The sequence below is a fragment of the Sphingobium sp. TomTYG73 genome (assembly GCF_055394245.1).
In genome coordinates, this window is sequence record NZ_AP027340.1 from 776,379 (window position 1) to 792,867 (window position 16,489).

General features: G+C 59.6%; 14 protein-coding genes. 8 read left to right on the forward strand and 6 right to left on the reverse strand.

From position 1 onward, the window contains the following. Window positions 1–447 precede the first annotated feature (447 nt). Both ACZ5TH_RS16325 and ACZ5TH_RS16330 read left to right on the forward strand, forming a co-directional pair. The gene (locus ACZ5TH_RS16325) at window positions 448–1,224 is read left to right on the forward strand and encodes an SDR family NAD(P)-dependent oxidoreductase (protein ID WP_464795306.1); all 777 of its coding nucleotides are present in this window, start codon (window positions 448–450) and stop codon (window positions 1,222–1,224) included. Between the two features lie 385 nt (window positions 1,225–1,609). Then, window positions 1,610–3,217, forward strand: a complete 1,608-nt coding sequence (locus ACZ5TH_RS16330) for a DUF5597 domain-containing protein (RefSeq protein WP_464795307.1) — start codon at window positions 1,610–1,612, stop codon at window positions 3,215–3,217. 110 nt (window positions 3,218–3,327) lie between these two features. On the opposite strand, the gene ACZ5TH_RS16335 is transcribed toward ACZ5TH_RS16330, so the two are convergent. Both ACZ5TH_RS16335 and ACZ5TH_RS16340 read right to left on the reverse strand, forming a co-directional pair. Then, window positions 3,328–4,134, reverse strand: a complete 807-nt coding sequence (locus ACZ5TH_RS16335) for a Coq4 family protein (protein ID WP_464795308.1) — start codon at window positions 4,132–4,134, stop codon at window positions 3,328–3,330. A gap of 1 nt (window position 4,135) precedes the next feature. Further along, window positions 4,136–5,959 (reverse strand): acyclic terpene utilization AtuA family protein, encoded by a 1,824-nt coding sequence (locus tag ACZ5TH_RS16340; RefSeq protein ID WP_464795309.1) that lies wholly within the window; start codon window positions 5,957–5,959, stop codon window positions 4,136–4,138. A gap of 80 nt (window positions 5,960–6,039) precedes the next feature. Here ACZ5TH_RS16340 and ACZ5TH_RS16345 point away from each other — a divergent pair, with 80 nt between their 5' ends. After that, the gene (locus ACZ5TH_RS16345) at window positions 6,040–6,726 is read left to right on the forward strand and encodes a Crp/Fnr family transcriptional regulator (protein WP_464795310.1); all 687 of its coding nucleotides are present in this window, start codon (window positions 6,040–6,042) and stop codon (window positions 6,724–6,726) included. A gap of 2 nt (window positions 6,727–6,728) precedes the next feature. On the opposite strand, the gene ACZ5TH_RS16350 is transcribed toward ACZ5TH_RS16345, so the two are convergent. Together ACZ5TH_RS16350 and ACZ5TH_RS16355 are read right to left on the reverse strand one after the other, a co-directional pair. Next, window positions 6,729–8,045: an NAD(P)/FAD-dependent oxidoreductase gene (locus ACZ5TH_RS16350; protein ID WP_464795311.1), complete on the reverse strand. Its 1,317-nt coding sequence runs from the start codon at window positions 8,043–8,045 to the stop codon at window positions 6,729–6,731. A gap of 2 nt (window positions 8,046–8,047) precedes the next feature. Beyond that, window positions 8,048–9,253, reverse strand: a complete 1,206-nt coding sequence (locus ACZ5TH_RS16355) for an MFS transporter (RefSeq protein WP_464795312.1) — start codon at window positions 9,251–9,253, stop codon at window positions 8,048–8,050. Window positions 9,254–9,314: 61 nt separating this feature from the next. Here ACZ5TH_RS16355 and ACZ5TH_RS16360 point away from each other — a divergent pair, with 61 nt between their 5' ends. Next, window positions 9,315–9,947 carry a TetR/AcrR family transcriptional regulator gene (locus tag ACZ5TH_RS16360; protein ID WP_464795313.1) on the forward strand — a complete coding sequence of 211 codons (633 nt, stop codon included), beginning with the start codon at window positions 9,315–9,317 and terminating at the stop codon, window positions 9,945–9,947. Window positions 9,948–9,997: 50 nt separating this feature from the next. Here the strand turns inward: ACZ5TH_RS16360 and ACZ5TH_RS16365 are convergent, their stop codons facing one another. Further along, window positions 9,998–12,334, reverse strand: a complete 2,337-nt coding sequence (locus tag ACZ5TH_RS16365) for a TonB-dependent receptor (RefSeq protein WP_464795314.1) — start codon at window positions 12,332–12,334, stop codon at window positions 9,998–10,000. Between the two features lie 154 nt (window positions 12,335–12,488). Between ACZ5TH_RS16365 and ACZ5TH_RS16370 the strand changes: the two genes are divergently transcribed. The 3 genes from ACZ5TH_RS16370 to ACZ5TH_RS16380 all read left to right on the forward strand — a co-directional run bounded on the left by ACZ5TH_RS16370 (window position 12,489) and on the right by ACZ5TH_RS16380 (window position 15,068). After that, a complete protein-coding gene (locus ACZ5TH_RS16370; RefSeq protein WP_464795315.1) occupies window positions 12,489–12,866 on the forward strand; it encodes a RidA family protein in 378 nt (125 codons plus the stop codon). A 20-nt stretch (window positions 12,867–12,886) separates the two neighbouring features. Continuing rightward, a complete protein-coding gene (locus ACZ5TH_RS16375; protein ID WP_464795316.1) occupies window positions 12,887–14,485 on the forward strand; it encodes a GMC family oxidoreductase in 1,599 nt (532 codons plus the stop codon). A 70-nt stretch (window positions 14,486–14,555) separates the two neighbouring features. Next, window positions 14,556–15,068 (forward strand): nuclear transport factor 2 family protein, encoded by a 513-nt coding sequence (locus ACZ5TH_RS16380; protein ID WP_464795317.1) that lies wholly within the window; start codon window positions 14,556–14,558, stop codon window positions 15,066–15,068. 27 nt (window positions 15,069–15,095) lie between these two features. On the opposite strand, the gene ACZ5TH_RS16385 is transcribed toward ACZ5TH_RS16380, so the two are convergent. Further along, window positions 15,096–15,476, reverse strand: coding sequence for a winged helix-turn-helix transcriptional regulator (locus tag ACZ5TH_RS16385; protein WP_460988999.1), 381 nt, complete (start codon window positions 15,474–15,476; stop codon window positions 15,096–15,098). A gap of 102 nt (window positions 15,477–15,578) precedes the next feature. Between ACZ5TH_RS16385 and ACZ5TH_RS16390 the strand changes: the two genes are divergently transcribed. After that, complete coding sequence (locus tag ACZ5TH_RS16390) at window positions 15,579–16,487, forward strand: NAD-dependent epimerase/dehydratase family protein (protein ID WP_464795318.1); 909 nt, start codon at window positions 15,579–15,581, stop codon at window positions 16,485–16,487. Window positions 16,488–16,489: the final 2 nt, after the last annotated feature.

Genomic DNA, 16,489 nt, shown 5'->3' on the forward strand with positions numbered 1-16,489 from the left:
TGTAATTGGTCAATGACATTCCCCGAAGTCATTTGGCGATCCGCCCAGGATCATCCACCGCTGAACCTCACCGAGGGCTTCGTCTCACCATTCATGGGGACGTTGCGCCAAAATAGCGATGCCGCACCCAGGCTGGTGCCAGCAAAAGCTCCATCCCCATTTTCCGTGTCGGATCAATTGGTGAGCCCATATGGTAACTTCACGTTAGACATGCGGGCGCCGTCGATGAAATGCCAATTCAATCTGTGAAAAATTTTCGACATTGGCAGTGTTTCCGATGGAGCTTGTCGGCAACGTTAGTTGCGAACAACTATCCATCTCTCATTATGGACTCACCGGCATATGGAACCATCCGCTGTCGGACGGCCCGCTGCGAATTAGCAACGTCCGTCTCGCCAGCTTTTTAGACAAATAGGGTTCGTCGCTCGGTTAAAGGAATTCTCTTGCATGTCACTCGCCCCCGCCATTGCCTCCCCTTCCTCTCCCGTCATCATCACCGGTGGCGCATCAGGCATAGGCCTTGCGTCCGCTCATGCGCTGGCCGTCATTGGCCGCCCTGTTGCTCTGTGGGACATCGACGGCGACAAGGCGTCGGCAGCGGCCCGCGCCATCGCGGAGGAACATGGCACAGCGTCCACGGGCATTGCGATTGATCTGCGTGAACTTGGTGGCATCGAAGCTGCCTTGGCGGCGACGCGGAAAGCGATCGGCAGGCCGGGCGGACTGGTCCATGCTGCTGGCGTTGTTGATACAGCATCGCTGGACGGGCTTACGGCGGAAAGCTGGGACAGCGGGATCGCGATTCATCTCCGTTCCCTCGCTTTCATCGTTCAGGCGCTCCATCAGGATTTGGCGGCGCAGCCGGGCTCCGCAATCGTGGCGATAGCTTCCATCAACGCAACTCTCGGCAATGCCATGAACCCGATCTATAGCGCGGCGAAAGGCGGAATATTGTCGCTCGTAAGATCACTGGCCGATCGGCTGGCCCAAGATGGCGTCCGCATCAATTCGGTATCACCGGGCCAGATCATGACGCCCATGATGCGTCCCGCAGTCGAAGCCCTGCCCCATGGGCATTTCGAAAAGCGCATCCTGCTCAATCGTCTTGGCGATCCAGAGGAAGTGGCGCGGGTTGTACGCTTCCTTTTGTCCGATGAGGCAAGCTATATCACCGCGTCGGAAATTGTCGTCGATGGCGGCAACATCTCCTCCCAAAGGGGATGAGCATATGGACCGCGGTTTCCTTCCCGATCGCGGCGCATTCTTCCCGAATGCCACGTCCATTCCCCACCACCCATTGCCCAGACCCTGCGGCAATATGCTCCGCGCATCATAGCCCTCTGCAACGGCGGTCAGGCCGGTAGAGGGATGATCATTCTATCGGGTAGCCAGAACGAGGACATTTGACCCGCGTTCATAAATGAAACGTAGTTGTTTACATTATCAACCTCGCACACTAAAACCGCCCCCTAATGATGTAGCTTACAGGGCTGCGCTCGCCATGCCGACGACCGGACAAGGCCTGTCACGCCTGGCCCCGTGGTAAGTAGCAAGGCCTACGAATGGTCTTGCCTGAAACGGGCCTAATGAAAGTCGACGAGGAGATCACGTGCGCCACCCCTTCCGTTATCTGACGCTCATGCTTTGCGGCGTTACGCTCGCTGGACAGGCTACCGCTGGTGAAATGCCGCGCCTTCGCACGGAAAATGGCCGCCATGCGCTGATGGTTGACGGCAAGCCCTATCTGATGCTGGGCGCGCAGGTTCATAATTCCAGCAATTATCCTTCGGTACTGCCGCAGGTGTGGCCGGTGATGCAGGCGTTGAGCGCCAACACGATCGAGATTCCGGTCGCCTGGGAACAGTTCGAACCGACCGAAGGCAAGTTCGACTACAGCTGGGTCGATACGCTGCTGACCCAGGCCCGCCAGAACGACATGCGCGTCGTGCTGCTATGGTTTGGCAGCTGGAAGAATGGAGAATCAACCTACACGCCGGAATGGGTGAAGAACGATACCAAGCGCTTCCCCCGCCTGATGCGCCGCGATGGCCGCCCGACAATGACCTTGTCGCCGTTGGGCGAAGAGACGCTCAAGGCGGATCGCAAGGCCTTCACGGCACTGATGCGGCACTTGCGTGAGGCGGACGCCAAGCACACTGTGATCATGGTCCAGGTCGAAAATGAGATCGGCAGCCATGGGGTCGCGCGTGACTATTCGGCCGCAGCAGAGCAACTGTTCGCGCAGCCAGTGCCTGAAGATGTCCGCGTCGCGTCCGGCAAGCCTGCGGGTACTTGGGCGGAAGCCTTCGGCAAGGAGGCGGATCAGGCATTTGCGGCATGGACCTATGCGCGCTTCGTCCAGCAGGTTGCCGTCGCGGGCAAGGCCGAGAAGAACCTTCCCCTCTACACGAACGCAGCAGTGTTCGACGCCACGGGGACGGCCATGGCGGCTCAGGTTGCGAGCGGAGGCCCCAATTGGAATGTGTTGCCCATATGGAAAACCGTTGCGCCCGCGCTAGACCTCATAGGTCCTGATCTCTATCTGCCCTTGGAGAAGACCTATCTAGGCCTGCTGGATCGTTATACCCGCCCTGACAATGCACTATTCGTTCCGGAAACGAGCAACGCGGCTTGGGCAGCGCGCTACTTCTGGTCGGCACTAGGTCGTGGAGCTATTGGCTACGCGCCGTTCGGCATGGATGCGACCAGCTATTCAAACTATCCGCTGGGTGCACGGAAGCTGGACGCAGCCACGATCGAAGCCTTTGCCGCGCCCTATCGCCTGTTCCGTCCAATCGCGAGCGATTGGGCGGCGATCGCCAGCAAAAGGTCCACTTGGGGCACTGCGAAGAATAGCGCGGGCGAAGACTCCACCACTATGGGCAGCTGGAAGATTTCGGTGACCTACGGTCACAACAACTTCGACGTGCCCGCCTGGCCAGGCATGGAACCGCCGCCCTGGGCCAAGGAACCGGTCGGTGGAGGGGTCGTTGCTCAGTTGGCTCCCAACGAATTTTTGGTCGCGGGACAATATAGCCGGTTCCAGTTCACGCCGACGGATTCGGCTGTCAACGGGCAGGTCCTCAGCGCGGAAGAAGGGACGTTCGTGAACGGCCAGTGGGAAGCACGGCGCCGCTGGAACGGCGACCAGATTTCCTACGGCTTCAATTTCAACGAAGAGCCCGCGCTCCTTCGCATAAAATTATCCACCTATTGAGGCTCAAGGTTGGGGGCGGCACGTCCGCCCCCTCACAGCTGGTCACCAGACCAAATTCGGGTTGGGCCTTTTGCAGACGGCATATCCAATCATCGAGAACCCGGTGATATTCATTGCCACTGCATCGATGCTTCCGCAGTATCAGCGATTTGTACGCCGTTAATACCCAACTTCCTGCGGGCTTGGTCGGGCGTCAACGCCAATACATCTTCATAGCGCATCATATAAATCGGGTCGGATTCGCGACCGACTCTGGCACCCCGTTCCACAGCATTCTGCACCACCAACCAGGTCTCAGGATAATGGAGAACCGCGCGCGTAATAATGCGCGTCGAACCGAGAATGGAGAATATCGAAAGCTCGCCCGCCAACTCCGGACTCATGTGCACGAACAAATTGGTGAGTCTCATATAATAAGGCACCAGCTCTCCGATGAAATCGAAGCCACCGCCGCCCAATATATGTTCGAAATCATGCGTCTGCCCGGCGCGTAGCTGGAAATATTCAAAATCATTGCGTGGGGTAAATGGCGGCACGATATCGACCTGAAGGTCATTGCCCGTCAGTTGCGCGTAGAAGATGCCGCCTACCGTGTCCGGCTCATAATGTTTGAGGTCGTCCCGCCCAAAGGTTGAGACGAAGCCTTCACGGAACCATGCGTCGAGGGCCGGATTCTTCTGCCGCTCCGCCGCGAACAGGGCGTTGATATGGTCGATGTCCTGCACCTCGCGTAGGATCTGGACGAGCTGGATGGAATCCGAAGGGGTCGGCACATCAGGCCCGTTCCGCCGTAACAAATGTGTCGCCACCCAATCCCGGACGCGCGCATCATTCAGGTAGCGAGAGGAGCTGATGAGCACGCTGCTGTCGGTTTCCACCGATCTGATGCCTTTCATCAAATAGGAATAGTCGGCCATTTCAACGAACTCCACTGAACGGATCAGACCCGGCAAACGTGGCGGCCAGATCGGGAGGAACGGGAATGGGAAAGCGCATAAGCATTTGCGCCATTCCCTTGGCGGCCGGATCGAGCCGGGTGCTGGCGTTGATGCCCCCTGCCAGAGCATCATGAACCACGAAATTGAGTGCATGCAGCCCCGGCGCGTCATAGCGATCGACGTGTGGAAGCTCATTTCCCGGCGCAAGATGACGATACCAATCCGCGACCGCCTCTGGCGTCAGCGCCAGGCGTAACCATGGCAAATATTCCGGCTCGCGCGCGATGACAGCTACGTTGAACAGATGCCCCTTGTCGCCACTGCGCGCCCAGGCGAGGCGGATCAGGTCCACCGCAACCACGCCCGGCGGCGCTTCAGGAATGGGCTGCGACGCTTGAGGCAGGATTGAGGCAAGCTCGCCCTCAGGTACGGACACAGGCCATGTCTCACCACGAACGGTCACCTGCGGCACGATCCCCTTCTTGTCGACGAGGAACAGGAATATCTCAGTCTTGGGCAGTACGGTGGTAGCAAGATTGATGGTGGTGCCGACCGCCATGCCGGTGATGCCTGCCCATTGTTCGCGGGCAAATATATCTGTCCCACGGCGATCGGGGTGATCCACGACCATCTTGCAAATGACTTCCCGCGCCTCACGGCCGCCACCATGAGGTCCGAAGCTGGCTCCTTCACCGATGATGACCGTGTCGGTATCCGTGAAATCGGCCAGATTATGAGCACGCAGCAGCGCCCTGCCGCGCGCATATAATGCCTCCGCCTGCCGCATGGCCTTTTCTGCGGCGTCCTCGCCAAGGATTGGCTGGTACGCGACGGCCCGCCATCCGCCGTCCGACGTGATGCACACCTTGTAGCTGTCGGTCGGCGGGCGCCCCTTCGCGCCCGTAACCTTGACCCGATCCTTGCCCTGCTGCTCCAGCTTCACACCGCTGAAGTCGCAGCGGACATCGGCCACGATATAGTCGGCTGGATCGCTTACCTCATAAAGCAGCTGTTCGGCGACGGTGCCGATGGACACCAGACCGCCCGTGCCCTCCGGCTTGGTAATGATTATCGTCCCGTCCGCATGACATTCGCCAACCGGGAAACCGATATTCGCCCAATCCGGAACCTCGCGCCAATCGGTGAAGGTGCCTCCGGTGACCTGCGCTCCACACTCCAGCAAATGACCCGCCAGCGTCCCGGCCGCCAACAGGTCGAAATCCCCTGCCCCCCAACCGAATTCGTGGATCAGTGGTCCCAGCACTATGGCACTGTCCACCACACGCCCGGTGATGACGATGTCCGCGCCTTTGTCCAGCGCCGCCGCGATGGGAAAGGCACCGAGATAAGCATTGGCGCTGATGATGTTTTCCGGGAAAGCAGCACCCGTAAACATGTCGCGATGCCCGGCGGCCCCCAACTGCTCGACCCTTGCGCGCAGATCGTCGCCCTCGACATAGGCAACGGTAAGGGAAAGACCCTCCTCATCGATCATGCGCTCCAGCGCGGCGGCCAGCCCCGCCGGATTGACGCCACCTGCATTGGCGACCACCTTCACGCCCTGAGCCGCGATCTGGCGCAGATGAGGTCCGACATGGACCGTCAGGAAATCAGTGCCGAATCCCGCAGTCGGATCGGCGGCCTGCATCCGGCCGAAAATGCCCATCGAACCTTCGGCCAGATAATCGAAGACCAGATAGTCCAGCCCTCCGCCATCCAGCAACTGCGGTACTGACAATGCGGTATCGGAAAAGGATGCGGTCGCCCCGCCTATCCTGACGATCTTATCTGACGCGGCGGTCATGGCATCCTCTCCATCATTTTCTGTCTGGAAGGATATAGGAACGGGTGGCGAATGAATGTCACAAAGGTTACATTTGAACTATGAAAAAGAGCGAACATGCATCGGCACTCCGCCTGTTGCGCAGCACGGACTGGCTGCGGGAGTATCCTGCGGCGTTGGCGGAGGAGCTTCTGGCGCACGGTCGGATCATTCATCTTGACACCGGCCAATGGGCGCAGGCGCAAGGCGATGATCGAAGCGGCCTTTTCGTTGTGATTGACGGACTGTTTCATTCCTTCTGCACAGCGCCGGGGGACAGGCAAGTGATGATCGGCCCATCCGGCCCCGGATCGGTACTGGGCCATGCGACAAGGTTCAGCGGCGGCCCGCGGTTAGTGACCGCCATATCGGTCGAACCAAGCATGTTGCTGGAAATCAGGGAGAGCGCGCTGGAACGGATTGCCGAGAAGCGCCCCGAAATCTGGCGGGCTATCGCTGACTTTGCCTACACCAATATGCGCCGGACCCTGCATATGCTTGCGGAGCTGATGGCGCTCCCGCCCAGACAACGCATAGCCTCTCGCCTGCTGGCATCGGCAACCCCTTCGGACGACGGACTCGTCGTCCGGCTGAGCCAGCAGGCTCTGGGGGAGATGATCGGCGTCACGCGCAAGACGATTAACCTGCATCTCGCTGCGTTTGAGCGGGCGGGGCTGATCCGGCTGGGTTATGGCCGTATCGAACTGACCGACGCTGATGGGTTACGCCGCGTGGCGGCAGCGGACTGACGCTACAGAACACCCCAGCGTTGTCCCATCCGGGCGGCTGGCAGCAGAAGATGCCGGATCAGCACCTCATATTTCCGGTTTAACGAGACAGGCTCCGGCTTTTCCAATGGGAAAGGCATGGCGTGCATGACATCGCGTGCCAGCGCGTCCGCCATGATCTTGCCCATCAATGGTGCCATGACATTGCCCCAGGCATTGAAATACATGAGGCCAAAAACATTGTTCGCCAATTCGAACACGCCCGGAAATTGCGCCTTTCGCATCGCGACGCGGCCGGTCCAATAATCCTCCATCTCAATTCCCATGCCGCGAGCTTCTGGCCAGACCCGGTGCAACCATCGCAATTGGGATCGGAAATGCCATGCCGCATCATGGGCACCCCCAACACGAGGAATGGAGGAGAGGACCAATCGGTTGTGGCAATCGCGGACCATCGGATTAAGATCGACCGGCGCCTGCGCGAACGTGCCCCCGCCGGGCAGGATAATGCCTAGCGCTTCCTGTGGCAGCGGTTTCGTCGTCAATGCATAGGCGGTCAGGGGATAGAAGGCTTTACGAAACGCCGGTTCAATGACCCCCGGATAGGCTGCCGTGCAGAAAATTACACGATCGGCCATCACGCTGCCGCTCCGGGTCCGCACCCGCCACCGGCCCTGCGCCGGTTCAAGTGACAGAGCTTCGCTGTCTCCATGAATTTGCGCGCCGAGCCGGGCCGCCGTTGCGATCATGCCGTTGGTGAACAGATAGGGGTTCACCCGCCCGCCATCTTCAAAGATCACGCCAAAGGGATAGGCGCTTGAGCCGGTTCGCGCCTTCATCTCCGAGCCGGACGCAACCGTCAGCCGCTGAAGTCCGCTCGTCTCCAGATAGGAAAAGGTCCGGACGAAGGCGTCAAAGGCCCTCCGTGTCTTCATGCCATTGATATAGCCTGAGCGAACCGCGTCGCAGTCGATCCCAAATCGGGCGGAAAGATCGAAGGGGATGGTGTGATGCTCGCGAAACAGTTCCAGGAAGTGCTTTCCACCGTCCGGAAAGCGCTCGAACAGCTTTATGTCGCGCAGGATAGGCAGCACATGGCCCGCATTACGGCCGGAGGCGCCCCAGCCGGGCTGTCGAGCCTCCAGCACGGTCACGCCGATCCCCGCCTCCGCCAGATGAAGCGCCAGAGACGCACCCGCCAGCCCGGCGCCGATCACCACGACATCAGTCGAAACATCATCCAACAGGCTCGGCCATGCTCTCGCCAGCCCCTGTGGTCTTGTCCAGCCGCTGCTCGCTACAGGCACTTCCCCCCGTTCATAGGCTTCGTTGTTCGACATGATCATATTTCCAGACAGAGGAGGGATTCATCGCGCGCAGGTCTTGCACGGCAGAAGGTCGAGGCGCAGGCAGCGAGCAGACAGAGCGCCGCGATGACGAGTATCGGCCGGGAATATCCGCCGGTCGCTTCATAGGCCCAGCCCACGACCGCCGGTGCCAGCGCGGCGAGAAAGCCATTCGCCGTGAAAACGATGCCCAGCATCGCGGCATAGGCCCGCTGCCCGATGATCTCGCTCAGCAACATCGAACCGGCCTGCGCAGGTAATCCTGCAACGCCGCCCCAGCACAGGATGAACAGCAGAATAGCACCATAGCCGTGCCCGACGCCGAGCAGCGCCAATGTGCCCACGCTTTGAATTAGCAGGATCAGCGGCAGGAGAATGCGCCCGCTCACCCGATCGGACAGGTAACCGCCTATCATCAGGCCGGGCAGGCTCATGAAATTGGCAATGCCGAAAAGGGTGACGGCATCGCTGCCCGAAAATCCGGCCTTGCGCAGATAGGCGATGAGATTGAACAATATGGCGTTCATTCCGAACTGGCTAATTGTCAGGACCAGGGTCAATATCCAGAAGGCGGGCAGTCTCAGGCCCTGTTCTACCGTGAGGCCCGACGCCTGATGCTTATGAAGCTGATCGCCGTTGACGTTGCGAGGCAAGCGGCACGAGAAAGGCAGCCCGATCAGGCCGACGATTGATCCGAAAATCCAGAAAGCCTGCCGCCATCCCGCAGCGTCGATCAGCCAACGGCTGGCGATTGGCATGGTGGAACTGGCAAGAGCACTGGCCCCAATGAACAGCGCCACGGCCAGCCCCCTCCGCCGGTGAAAGCATTGCGAAATCACGGCGATGCCCGGCACGATCGTCGCGACGCCCGTGCCAATACCCGACAGTGCCATAGCCGTCATGAATTCGGCCAGAGATCGGACGAACCCGGCTGCGCCCCAGGCGCACAGGGCGACGCTCACGCCGACGAAAAACAGCCCCCTCACCCCCAAACGCCGCATGAGCGCGCCGACGCTCAGATTGCCGATGCTCATGCCAAGCAGCAGCATGACCGGCCCGCCACCCATTGACGCTTCGCTCCAGCCAAAATGTGCCTGCATCACAGACACATAGACGCTGAGCGACGTCAGCATGCCCCCGATCAGCAGAAAACCGATCGTCGAGAGGATGAGCAGCAGTCCCCACGGCTCATCTGGGGACATCGCCTCTCCTTCCGACACCGCATTCTGCCCGGTCGCCTGCATATATAATCTCTCATGTTCCATGAAATGGCACTTGAACCGGGCACTGGCGGCCCGATATGGGTCGCGCATGACGCGCGGCAACATCCGCCCCGGAGGGCGCACCGAAAGGGTCAGGCAGAGCGTTGCCGCGACCGTTCTTCACCTCATCAAGAGCGGGGCGACCGAGTTTTCGATGCTGGATGTGGCGGAACAGTCCGGCATTGCGCGATCGACCATCTATGCACGTTGGCCCAGCAAAGAGGCGCTGATCGCAGAGGCGTTGACGACACATAATTCGACGTTCCAGGTCGAACCCGGGTCCGACTGGCGCGATCATCTGCGCGCGATTGCCACGGCATTTCGCGACTTTTCCTCGGAACCGGATGAAATCGCCATCAATGGCCTGATCGCCAGCCTTGGACCCGGCTTCCTCAACGAGGAAACGAGGCGTCAGTGGCTGTCCATCTCGCATGACATGGGGGAACCGCTTCGTGAGGCGCAGCGCGCGGGATTGATCCGCCCCGATGTGGACATCACGATGGTAATCGCGACATTGTTCACATCGATAGCGGGCCTGATCGTGATCGCGAAGGACCGGCCGGATGACGATCATCTGGAGCAACTGACGAACCTGCTGATCAGGGGATGCGAGATCCCCGGGGTGAAAGGCTGACTTGCCGACGGCCGAGGAAAAGGCTCGCCCTTCCTCCGGCTGCCGATCGCTCAATAAGTGAACTTCGCATCCACCCCGAATGTGCGCTTTTTCTTGAACGAGGCGCTGCCATAGCCAAGGCTGCCGAAGTCGATGCCGAAATCGATATTGCGCTGATTGGAGAGGTTGTCGCCCCACACGCCGACGTCCAGCTTGCCTCCACCCGCGGCAATATCCGCCAGCGAAATGCGGGCACGCAGATTATGATCCGGGCGAGACCGGATATCGCGATTGAACAGGTTCAATCGATCGATCGTGAACCAGTAAACCGTACTGCGATAGGCATAGTCGGCGCGCAGCGACAACTTTCCAATGGGCAGACTGTAATCATATTGAACGCCGATATGCGTGTTGAGCTTCGCCGCTTGCGACAGGCGTGCTTCGGACGCGACATTGACCAGTTCGTTGGTCGCAGGATCACGATAGAGATAGCTTTTATATTTGGGCGATGTGTAGCCCAACGACGCATCTATCGTCAGTCCCCGCACCGGAATGGCGGTGATTTCGGCCTCAACGCCCCGATACGCAACGCGCCCCGCATTAACGATCGCCGAAGTCGCGCCGCCCGTGCCAGCCAGGAATTGCGAGATCTGAAGGTCGCGGTAATCGACGTAGAAAGCGGACAAATTGGTCCGCAGCATATGGTCAAACCACTCGCCCTTCAGCCCCGCCTCATATGCGACCACCTTCTCTGGCGCGAAGACATTGATCTCCGAAGCGGAAGGATTGATGCCGCCCGACCGGAAACCACTGGACACACGGACATAGCCCATCAAATCCTGCCGCAGTTCGTAATTCGCCGACGCCAGCCATGAAAGATTGCGATAGGAAACCTGCCCATCCAGATTGGGCTGTACATCGCCCGCCAGCGTCAGCCATTTCTTGTCTCGCGTGTAGCGAACCCCGCCCGTTAGTTCGAGGCCGCTGCCTTCCGGCGTGTAGCTGATCTGGCCGAACAGCGCATAGGAACGCGCTTTGCCCGAAAATGCCTGCAAGGGGGAGAGGTTGACGCCCGCATCACCGCCCGGCAGCACAAAGGTCAGCTGCTGATAATTGGCTTCGGAAGACTTCTCGCTGAAATAAAACGCGCCGCCGACATATTTGAATTCACCGGCTTCACCCAACAATTGTACTTCCTGCGAAAACTGGTGCTGGCGTTGCGTCGTGTAGCCATCATAGGGCGTGACCGACTGCACCCCGGTCGGCACGATAGTGCCGTCAACGAACAGGATCGGGCTAAGCGTAAAGCCGCGCAGCGTGCCATTGCCCGACAGGCCGTTCGCGCCATCCTGGCAGTAGGAGCGATAGGCTGTGATCGACTTGATCGCGAGTTCCGGGATCAGCTGATAGTTCAGTGTCAACGCATGGCCATAGACTCTCGCCTTCACCCCGAAGGTCGGATTGCCATTCAGGTCGAGCGCGGGCTGCTGTTCGCCCTTGCGCAGTCCGTCCGCCCCAATCTGGAAAGATGAGCCTCCGAACAGCGGTGAGGCGCCAAAATAGTTGCGCACATCGTCGGTGGCATTCACGACCTGGAAGAAGGCCGGAATGCCGGTGCGCGTGTTGTAGTCGAAACCATAGTTGGCGGTCAGGTCACCAAAGTCTCCCTGCACCGCAGCCGTGACGGCTTCACTGTTGAGCGCGCCAGGGTCCTGGTTGGACGGCGCCAGGACATTGTCGAAATAGCCGTCGCGCTGCCGGTGCATATAGGAAACGGACGCCTTGATCGGCGTTCCAGCAATATATCCCGTATCGAAGCGCGCCCTAGCATACCAGTCGTCGAAGCTGCCATAGCCTGCCTTGCCTTCGAAGCCTGCATGATCGGCAGGCTTGCGGCTGATCAGTTGGACGGCCCCGCCAACACTGTTACGCCCAAACAATGTCCCCTGCGGTCCGCGCAGCACTTCGATCCGCTCCAGATCGACCAGATCGAAAACCGCACCGGCCGATCGGGCGATGTAGACGCCGTCCAGGTAGATGCCGACCCCCTGCTCGGACACCGCGCTGGGCGACGCGTTGCCGATGCCGCGAATGAACACCGATGCGGCGGTGATCGACGCGGGCTGCTGGCTGATGCCCAGATTAGGGGTGAATTGAGCCGTAGCAACGACGTCGCGGATGTTCAGCCTGTCCAGCAATTCGCCAGACATCGCGGTCACGGCGACTGGCGTGTTCTGGAGGTTTTCGCGTGTCCGCCGCGCCGTCACTACAATGGTTTCCAGACGGGAGCCCTCGCCCTGCGCGACCGGTGTCGCGGCCTGCTCCTGTCGTGCGGCCGCCCATGCCGGGGTCACGCTCCATGCCACCCCCGCCAGCAACGCGTAGCGCGAACAGAGTCCAACTCTCATGCCAATACTCCCCTATTTTATGGACTCGTCTGAGCCCGTTCCTGTTCTTGGCGACGGCAATTGGCACAGCGTTTTTTATTTAACAAGACATTTTGTATTGTTTATGACAAAGCGCATTGGTCGCAGCGGATCGCCGCGCGGAGGAGGAGAAGACATGTCTGATATTGAAGGCGCTGAAAGCTATGGATTGTGTGAAGCGAAAGTGGCGGGCGGACTTCTGTTCTGCTCCGGCCAGATCGGTGTGGAGGCTGACGGGACCGTGCCTGCCGATCCTTCGAGGCAGTTTGCGCTCGCCTTCGACGCGCTAGCCGAAGTCCTTGCGCGTCACGGAAGCAAGGCGAGCGACATCGTTGACCTCACCACCTTCCATGTCGGCTTCCCCGACCATATGGACGCCTTCATGGCCGCCAAGGCCAGCTTCCTGAATGGCGCCATTTGCTGCTGGACGGCGGTGGGCGTCGCGGCGCTCGGCTATCCGGGCTCGCTCGTCGAGATCAAGGCCATCGCAAGCCTGCCCAATCCTGCACGCTGAAATGACGAGGGAGGAAATTCGTGAAGTCAGCTGAAGAGTTTGATTATATCGTGGTCGGCGCTGGTTCGGCCGGATGTGTCCTTGCCAACCGGCTTTCCGCCGACCCGGCGATCAAGGTCCTTTTGCTTGAGGCAGGTGGACGGGACATCAATCCGTTGATCCACATGCCTGCGGGTTTCTTCCCGATGCTTCAGGCCGGAATGGTAAGTTGGAAGTATAAGACCGCGCCTCAAAAGCATCTGGACAACCGCGTCCTCAATGATGCGCGCGGCAAGGTTCTGGGCGGCAGCAGTTCGATCAACGGCATGTGCTACAGCCGGGGCAGCCCCGAAATCTTCGACCTGTGGGCTGATCTTGGCAACAGCGGCTGGTCCTATTCGGATGTCCTGCCCTATTTCAAACGGGCGGAATGCAGCTGGCGTGGGGAGAATGAATTTCACGGCGGTAGCGGCCCTCTGCCGGTGACGCACGCCAACGTGACCAACCCGGGCCACAAGGCATGGCTTGAAGCCGCCCAGCAGGCAGGCTTTCCCTATAGCGACGACCATAATGGCGCCGCGCCGGAGGGTTTTGGTCCATGCGAATATACGATCCGCAAAGGTCGCCGAATGAGCACGGCGGTCACCTATCTTCGGCCCGCAAACAAGCGGCCGAACCTGACGGTCCGTACGAAAGCCCACGTCACCCGCATCATTATGGACGGCCATCGCGCTGTAGGGGTCGAATATCGCCAGAAAGGCCGCATCGCACAGGCTCGCGCCGTTCGCGAGGTCATCAGTAGCGGCGGTACTTTCCAGTCAGCTCAATTGCTCATGCTGTCGGGCATTGGCGATGGCGACCATCTCCGGTCGGTCGGGATCAGAGCGGTTGCAGACCTCAAGGGTGTCGGTCAGAATCTGCACGACCATATTGGCTCCCAAGTTCAGATAATCAGTCCCGAACCGGTGTCGGATTATAAGTTCATCTCGAACCCCTTGCGGATCGCGGCGGCAGCTTTGCGCTACATGACGACGCACACCGGGCCGCTTGCGGGCTTCAGCACGGACGTCATCGCCTATCTGCGATCAGGTGCGCCAGGGCATGACGAACTTGACCTCAAATATTATTTCCTGCCGATCCTGTCGGGTGAGGGCGCGCAGATCGTTCGCCAACATGGCTTTACCAATCTCGTCATCCTGACCCGCCCGGAAAGCCGCGGGGAGTTGAAGTTGCGATCGTCCGATCCGTTCGCGCAGCCGATCATCGACGCCAACTATCTGGCCGAGGAACGCGACCGCGATGCGCTACGGCGCGGCGTTCGGATCGCGCGGGAAATCTTCAAACAACCCGCCTACGCCAAATATCGCGGCGAGGAATATCATCCGGGCGCTGATTGTTCCACCGATGCAGAGCTTGATGCCTTTTTCCGCCGTGACTGCCACGTCAACTACGAAGCGGTCGGCACCTGCCGCATGGGTCATGACGAGCTTGCCGTTGTCGATGATCAACTGCGTGTGCATGGCATTGACGGGCTACGCGTGGTCGATGGTTCCGTCATGCCGCGGATCACGACTGGTGATCCCAATGCCTCGATCATCATGATCGCGGAAAAGGCGGCGGATATGATGCTGAATGGATGAAGAGTTGCAGCTCGCATGAAGACATCAAATTGAGGGCGCAATCGCGCTCACCTCTTTTCGGGATCAAATCATGGAAAACGCATTTGCCACATTCGAACGACGTCTCGCGGCCGCAGAAGACCGGTTAGAGATCATCGATCTTGAAGCAGAATATTCCCGCGCATGGGATAGCGGAGATGCAAAGGGTTGGGCGGATGTCTTCACCCCGGACGGAGTGTTCGAGATTACCAAATCTGGCGACCAGCCAAGCCGCCTGATCACTGGAACAAAAGAACTTGCGGGGTTTTGCGCGGAAGTCAGTGAATATTATCAGGGGCTCCATTTTAACACCGCACCTCGCCTCCGCATTGACGGAGGCATGGCTTGGGGCCAGGTCCACTTCCAGTGGATCGGCATCTTCCGGCCCGGGGCAAGGCATAGCGGCCAACGCCACGCGGCTGGCTACTATCAGGTGACCTACCGTCGGCTCGAAATCGGCTGGCGTATTGAACGGCGCGTCGAAACACAAATCAGCGGAAACATCGTCGAAGCCTTCGACCCGGTGAACGCCGTTATGAGTCGCGACGCTTTCAGGAAATGTTGAATATGACCCGTTGATCCAGACGGCAGGTCAAACGCCGATGAACGCCACACGACTGTCCTGCGACCTTGCAGCCTCACGCTCGCGCGCCTGTTCCAGCGCTTCATGATTGTCCCCGATCCAGTCACAAATCTGGCTGACGGTCCCCAGGAACCCCCTGCCCAGATCCGTCAGCCGATATTCCACGCTCGGCGGCATGGTCGGTCGGACCTCCCTTGACACCATCCCGAAACGCTCAAGTTCGCGCAGCGTCTGCGTCAGCATTTTGGAGCTGATAGGCGCTGCGCAGCGCTTGAGGTCGGAAAAGCGCATCTCGCCATCACCCAGTCTGTAGGTGACGAGCATTGTCCACTTGTTCCCGACCAGTTCGAGAATCTGCAGGGCGGTTTGCGGGTCCACTTTGGTATCCATAAGATACCTAATACCTAATCGGTGCCTTGTTGCAAATCGAAACTAGAATCGGTAGCCCTCTTTCATCAGGAGGCGCGAGGCGCCCGTGGAGAGGAAGCTATCATGAAAATTCTTGTTATCGGCGGCACCGGCATGATCGGCGGCCATGCGGCCCTTCATCTTGCTTCGCAGGGGCATGATGTTACCGTCTCGGGCCGCAAGCCCCCGCAACAAAGCACTGAATTGTCGCGCCTGCCTTTTTTGCAGGGCGATTATGTTGAGGGTAGCTTCACGACGCAGGACTTGACCGGCTTTGATGCCATCGTCTTCGCGGCGGGCAACGACATCCGCCATGTTCCGCAAGGGGCCGATTATGACGCTCATGTCCTGCGCGCGAACGCCGAAGCGGTGCCGCAGTTCGCCGCGCTTGCCAAGCAGGCGGGCGTGCGCCACTTCATCCATATCGGCAGCTTCTACCCGCATATTGCACCGGAACTGCTGGAAACAAATGTCTATATCCGCGCCCGCAAGCTAGCCACCGACGGTATTGCCGCTCTGGCGGACGACAGCTTCCACGTCGTCAGCCTGGATGCGCCGTTCGTTGTTGGCACCGTTCCGGGCATGAGCTTGCCGATGTTCGAAGCCTACACCCGCTATGCCGAAGGACAACTGGGCATCCCGCCTTTCGGCCCTGCTGGCGGCACCAACTTCATTTCCACCCAATCCTTGTCCGAAGCGATCCAGGCCGCTCTGGAACGGGGCGAAAATGGCAAAGCCTATCTGGTCGGCGACGAAAATCTGAGTTTCGCGGACTATTTCAAGCTGTTCTTCCAGGCTGCCGGGAATGGCGTGGATGTGCCTTCGCTGGATCAGGAACATCCCATGTTGCCGGACGCCGCCATCTTCACCGGGCGCGGGAACATGGTGCGGTACGAGCCTGACGCCCAGACGATGTCTGACCTTCGCTACCGCCGCAACGACGTCGCGCGTGCGGTGAAGGAAGTCGTCGATCAGTTCCGGTCGGCAAAATGAGT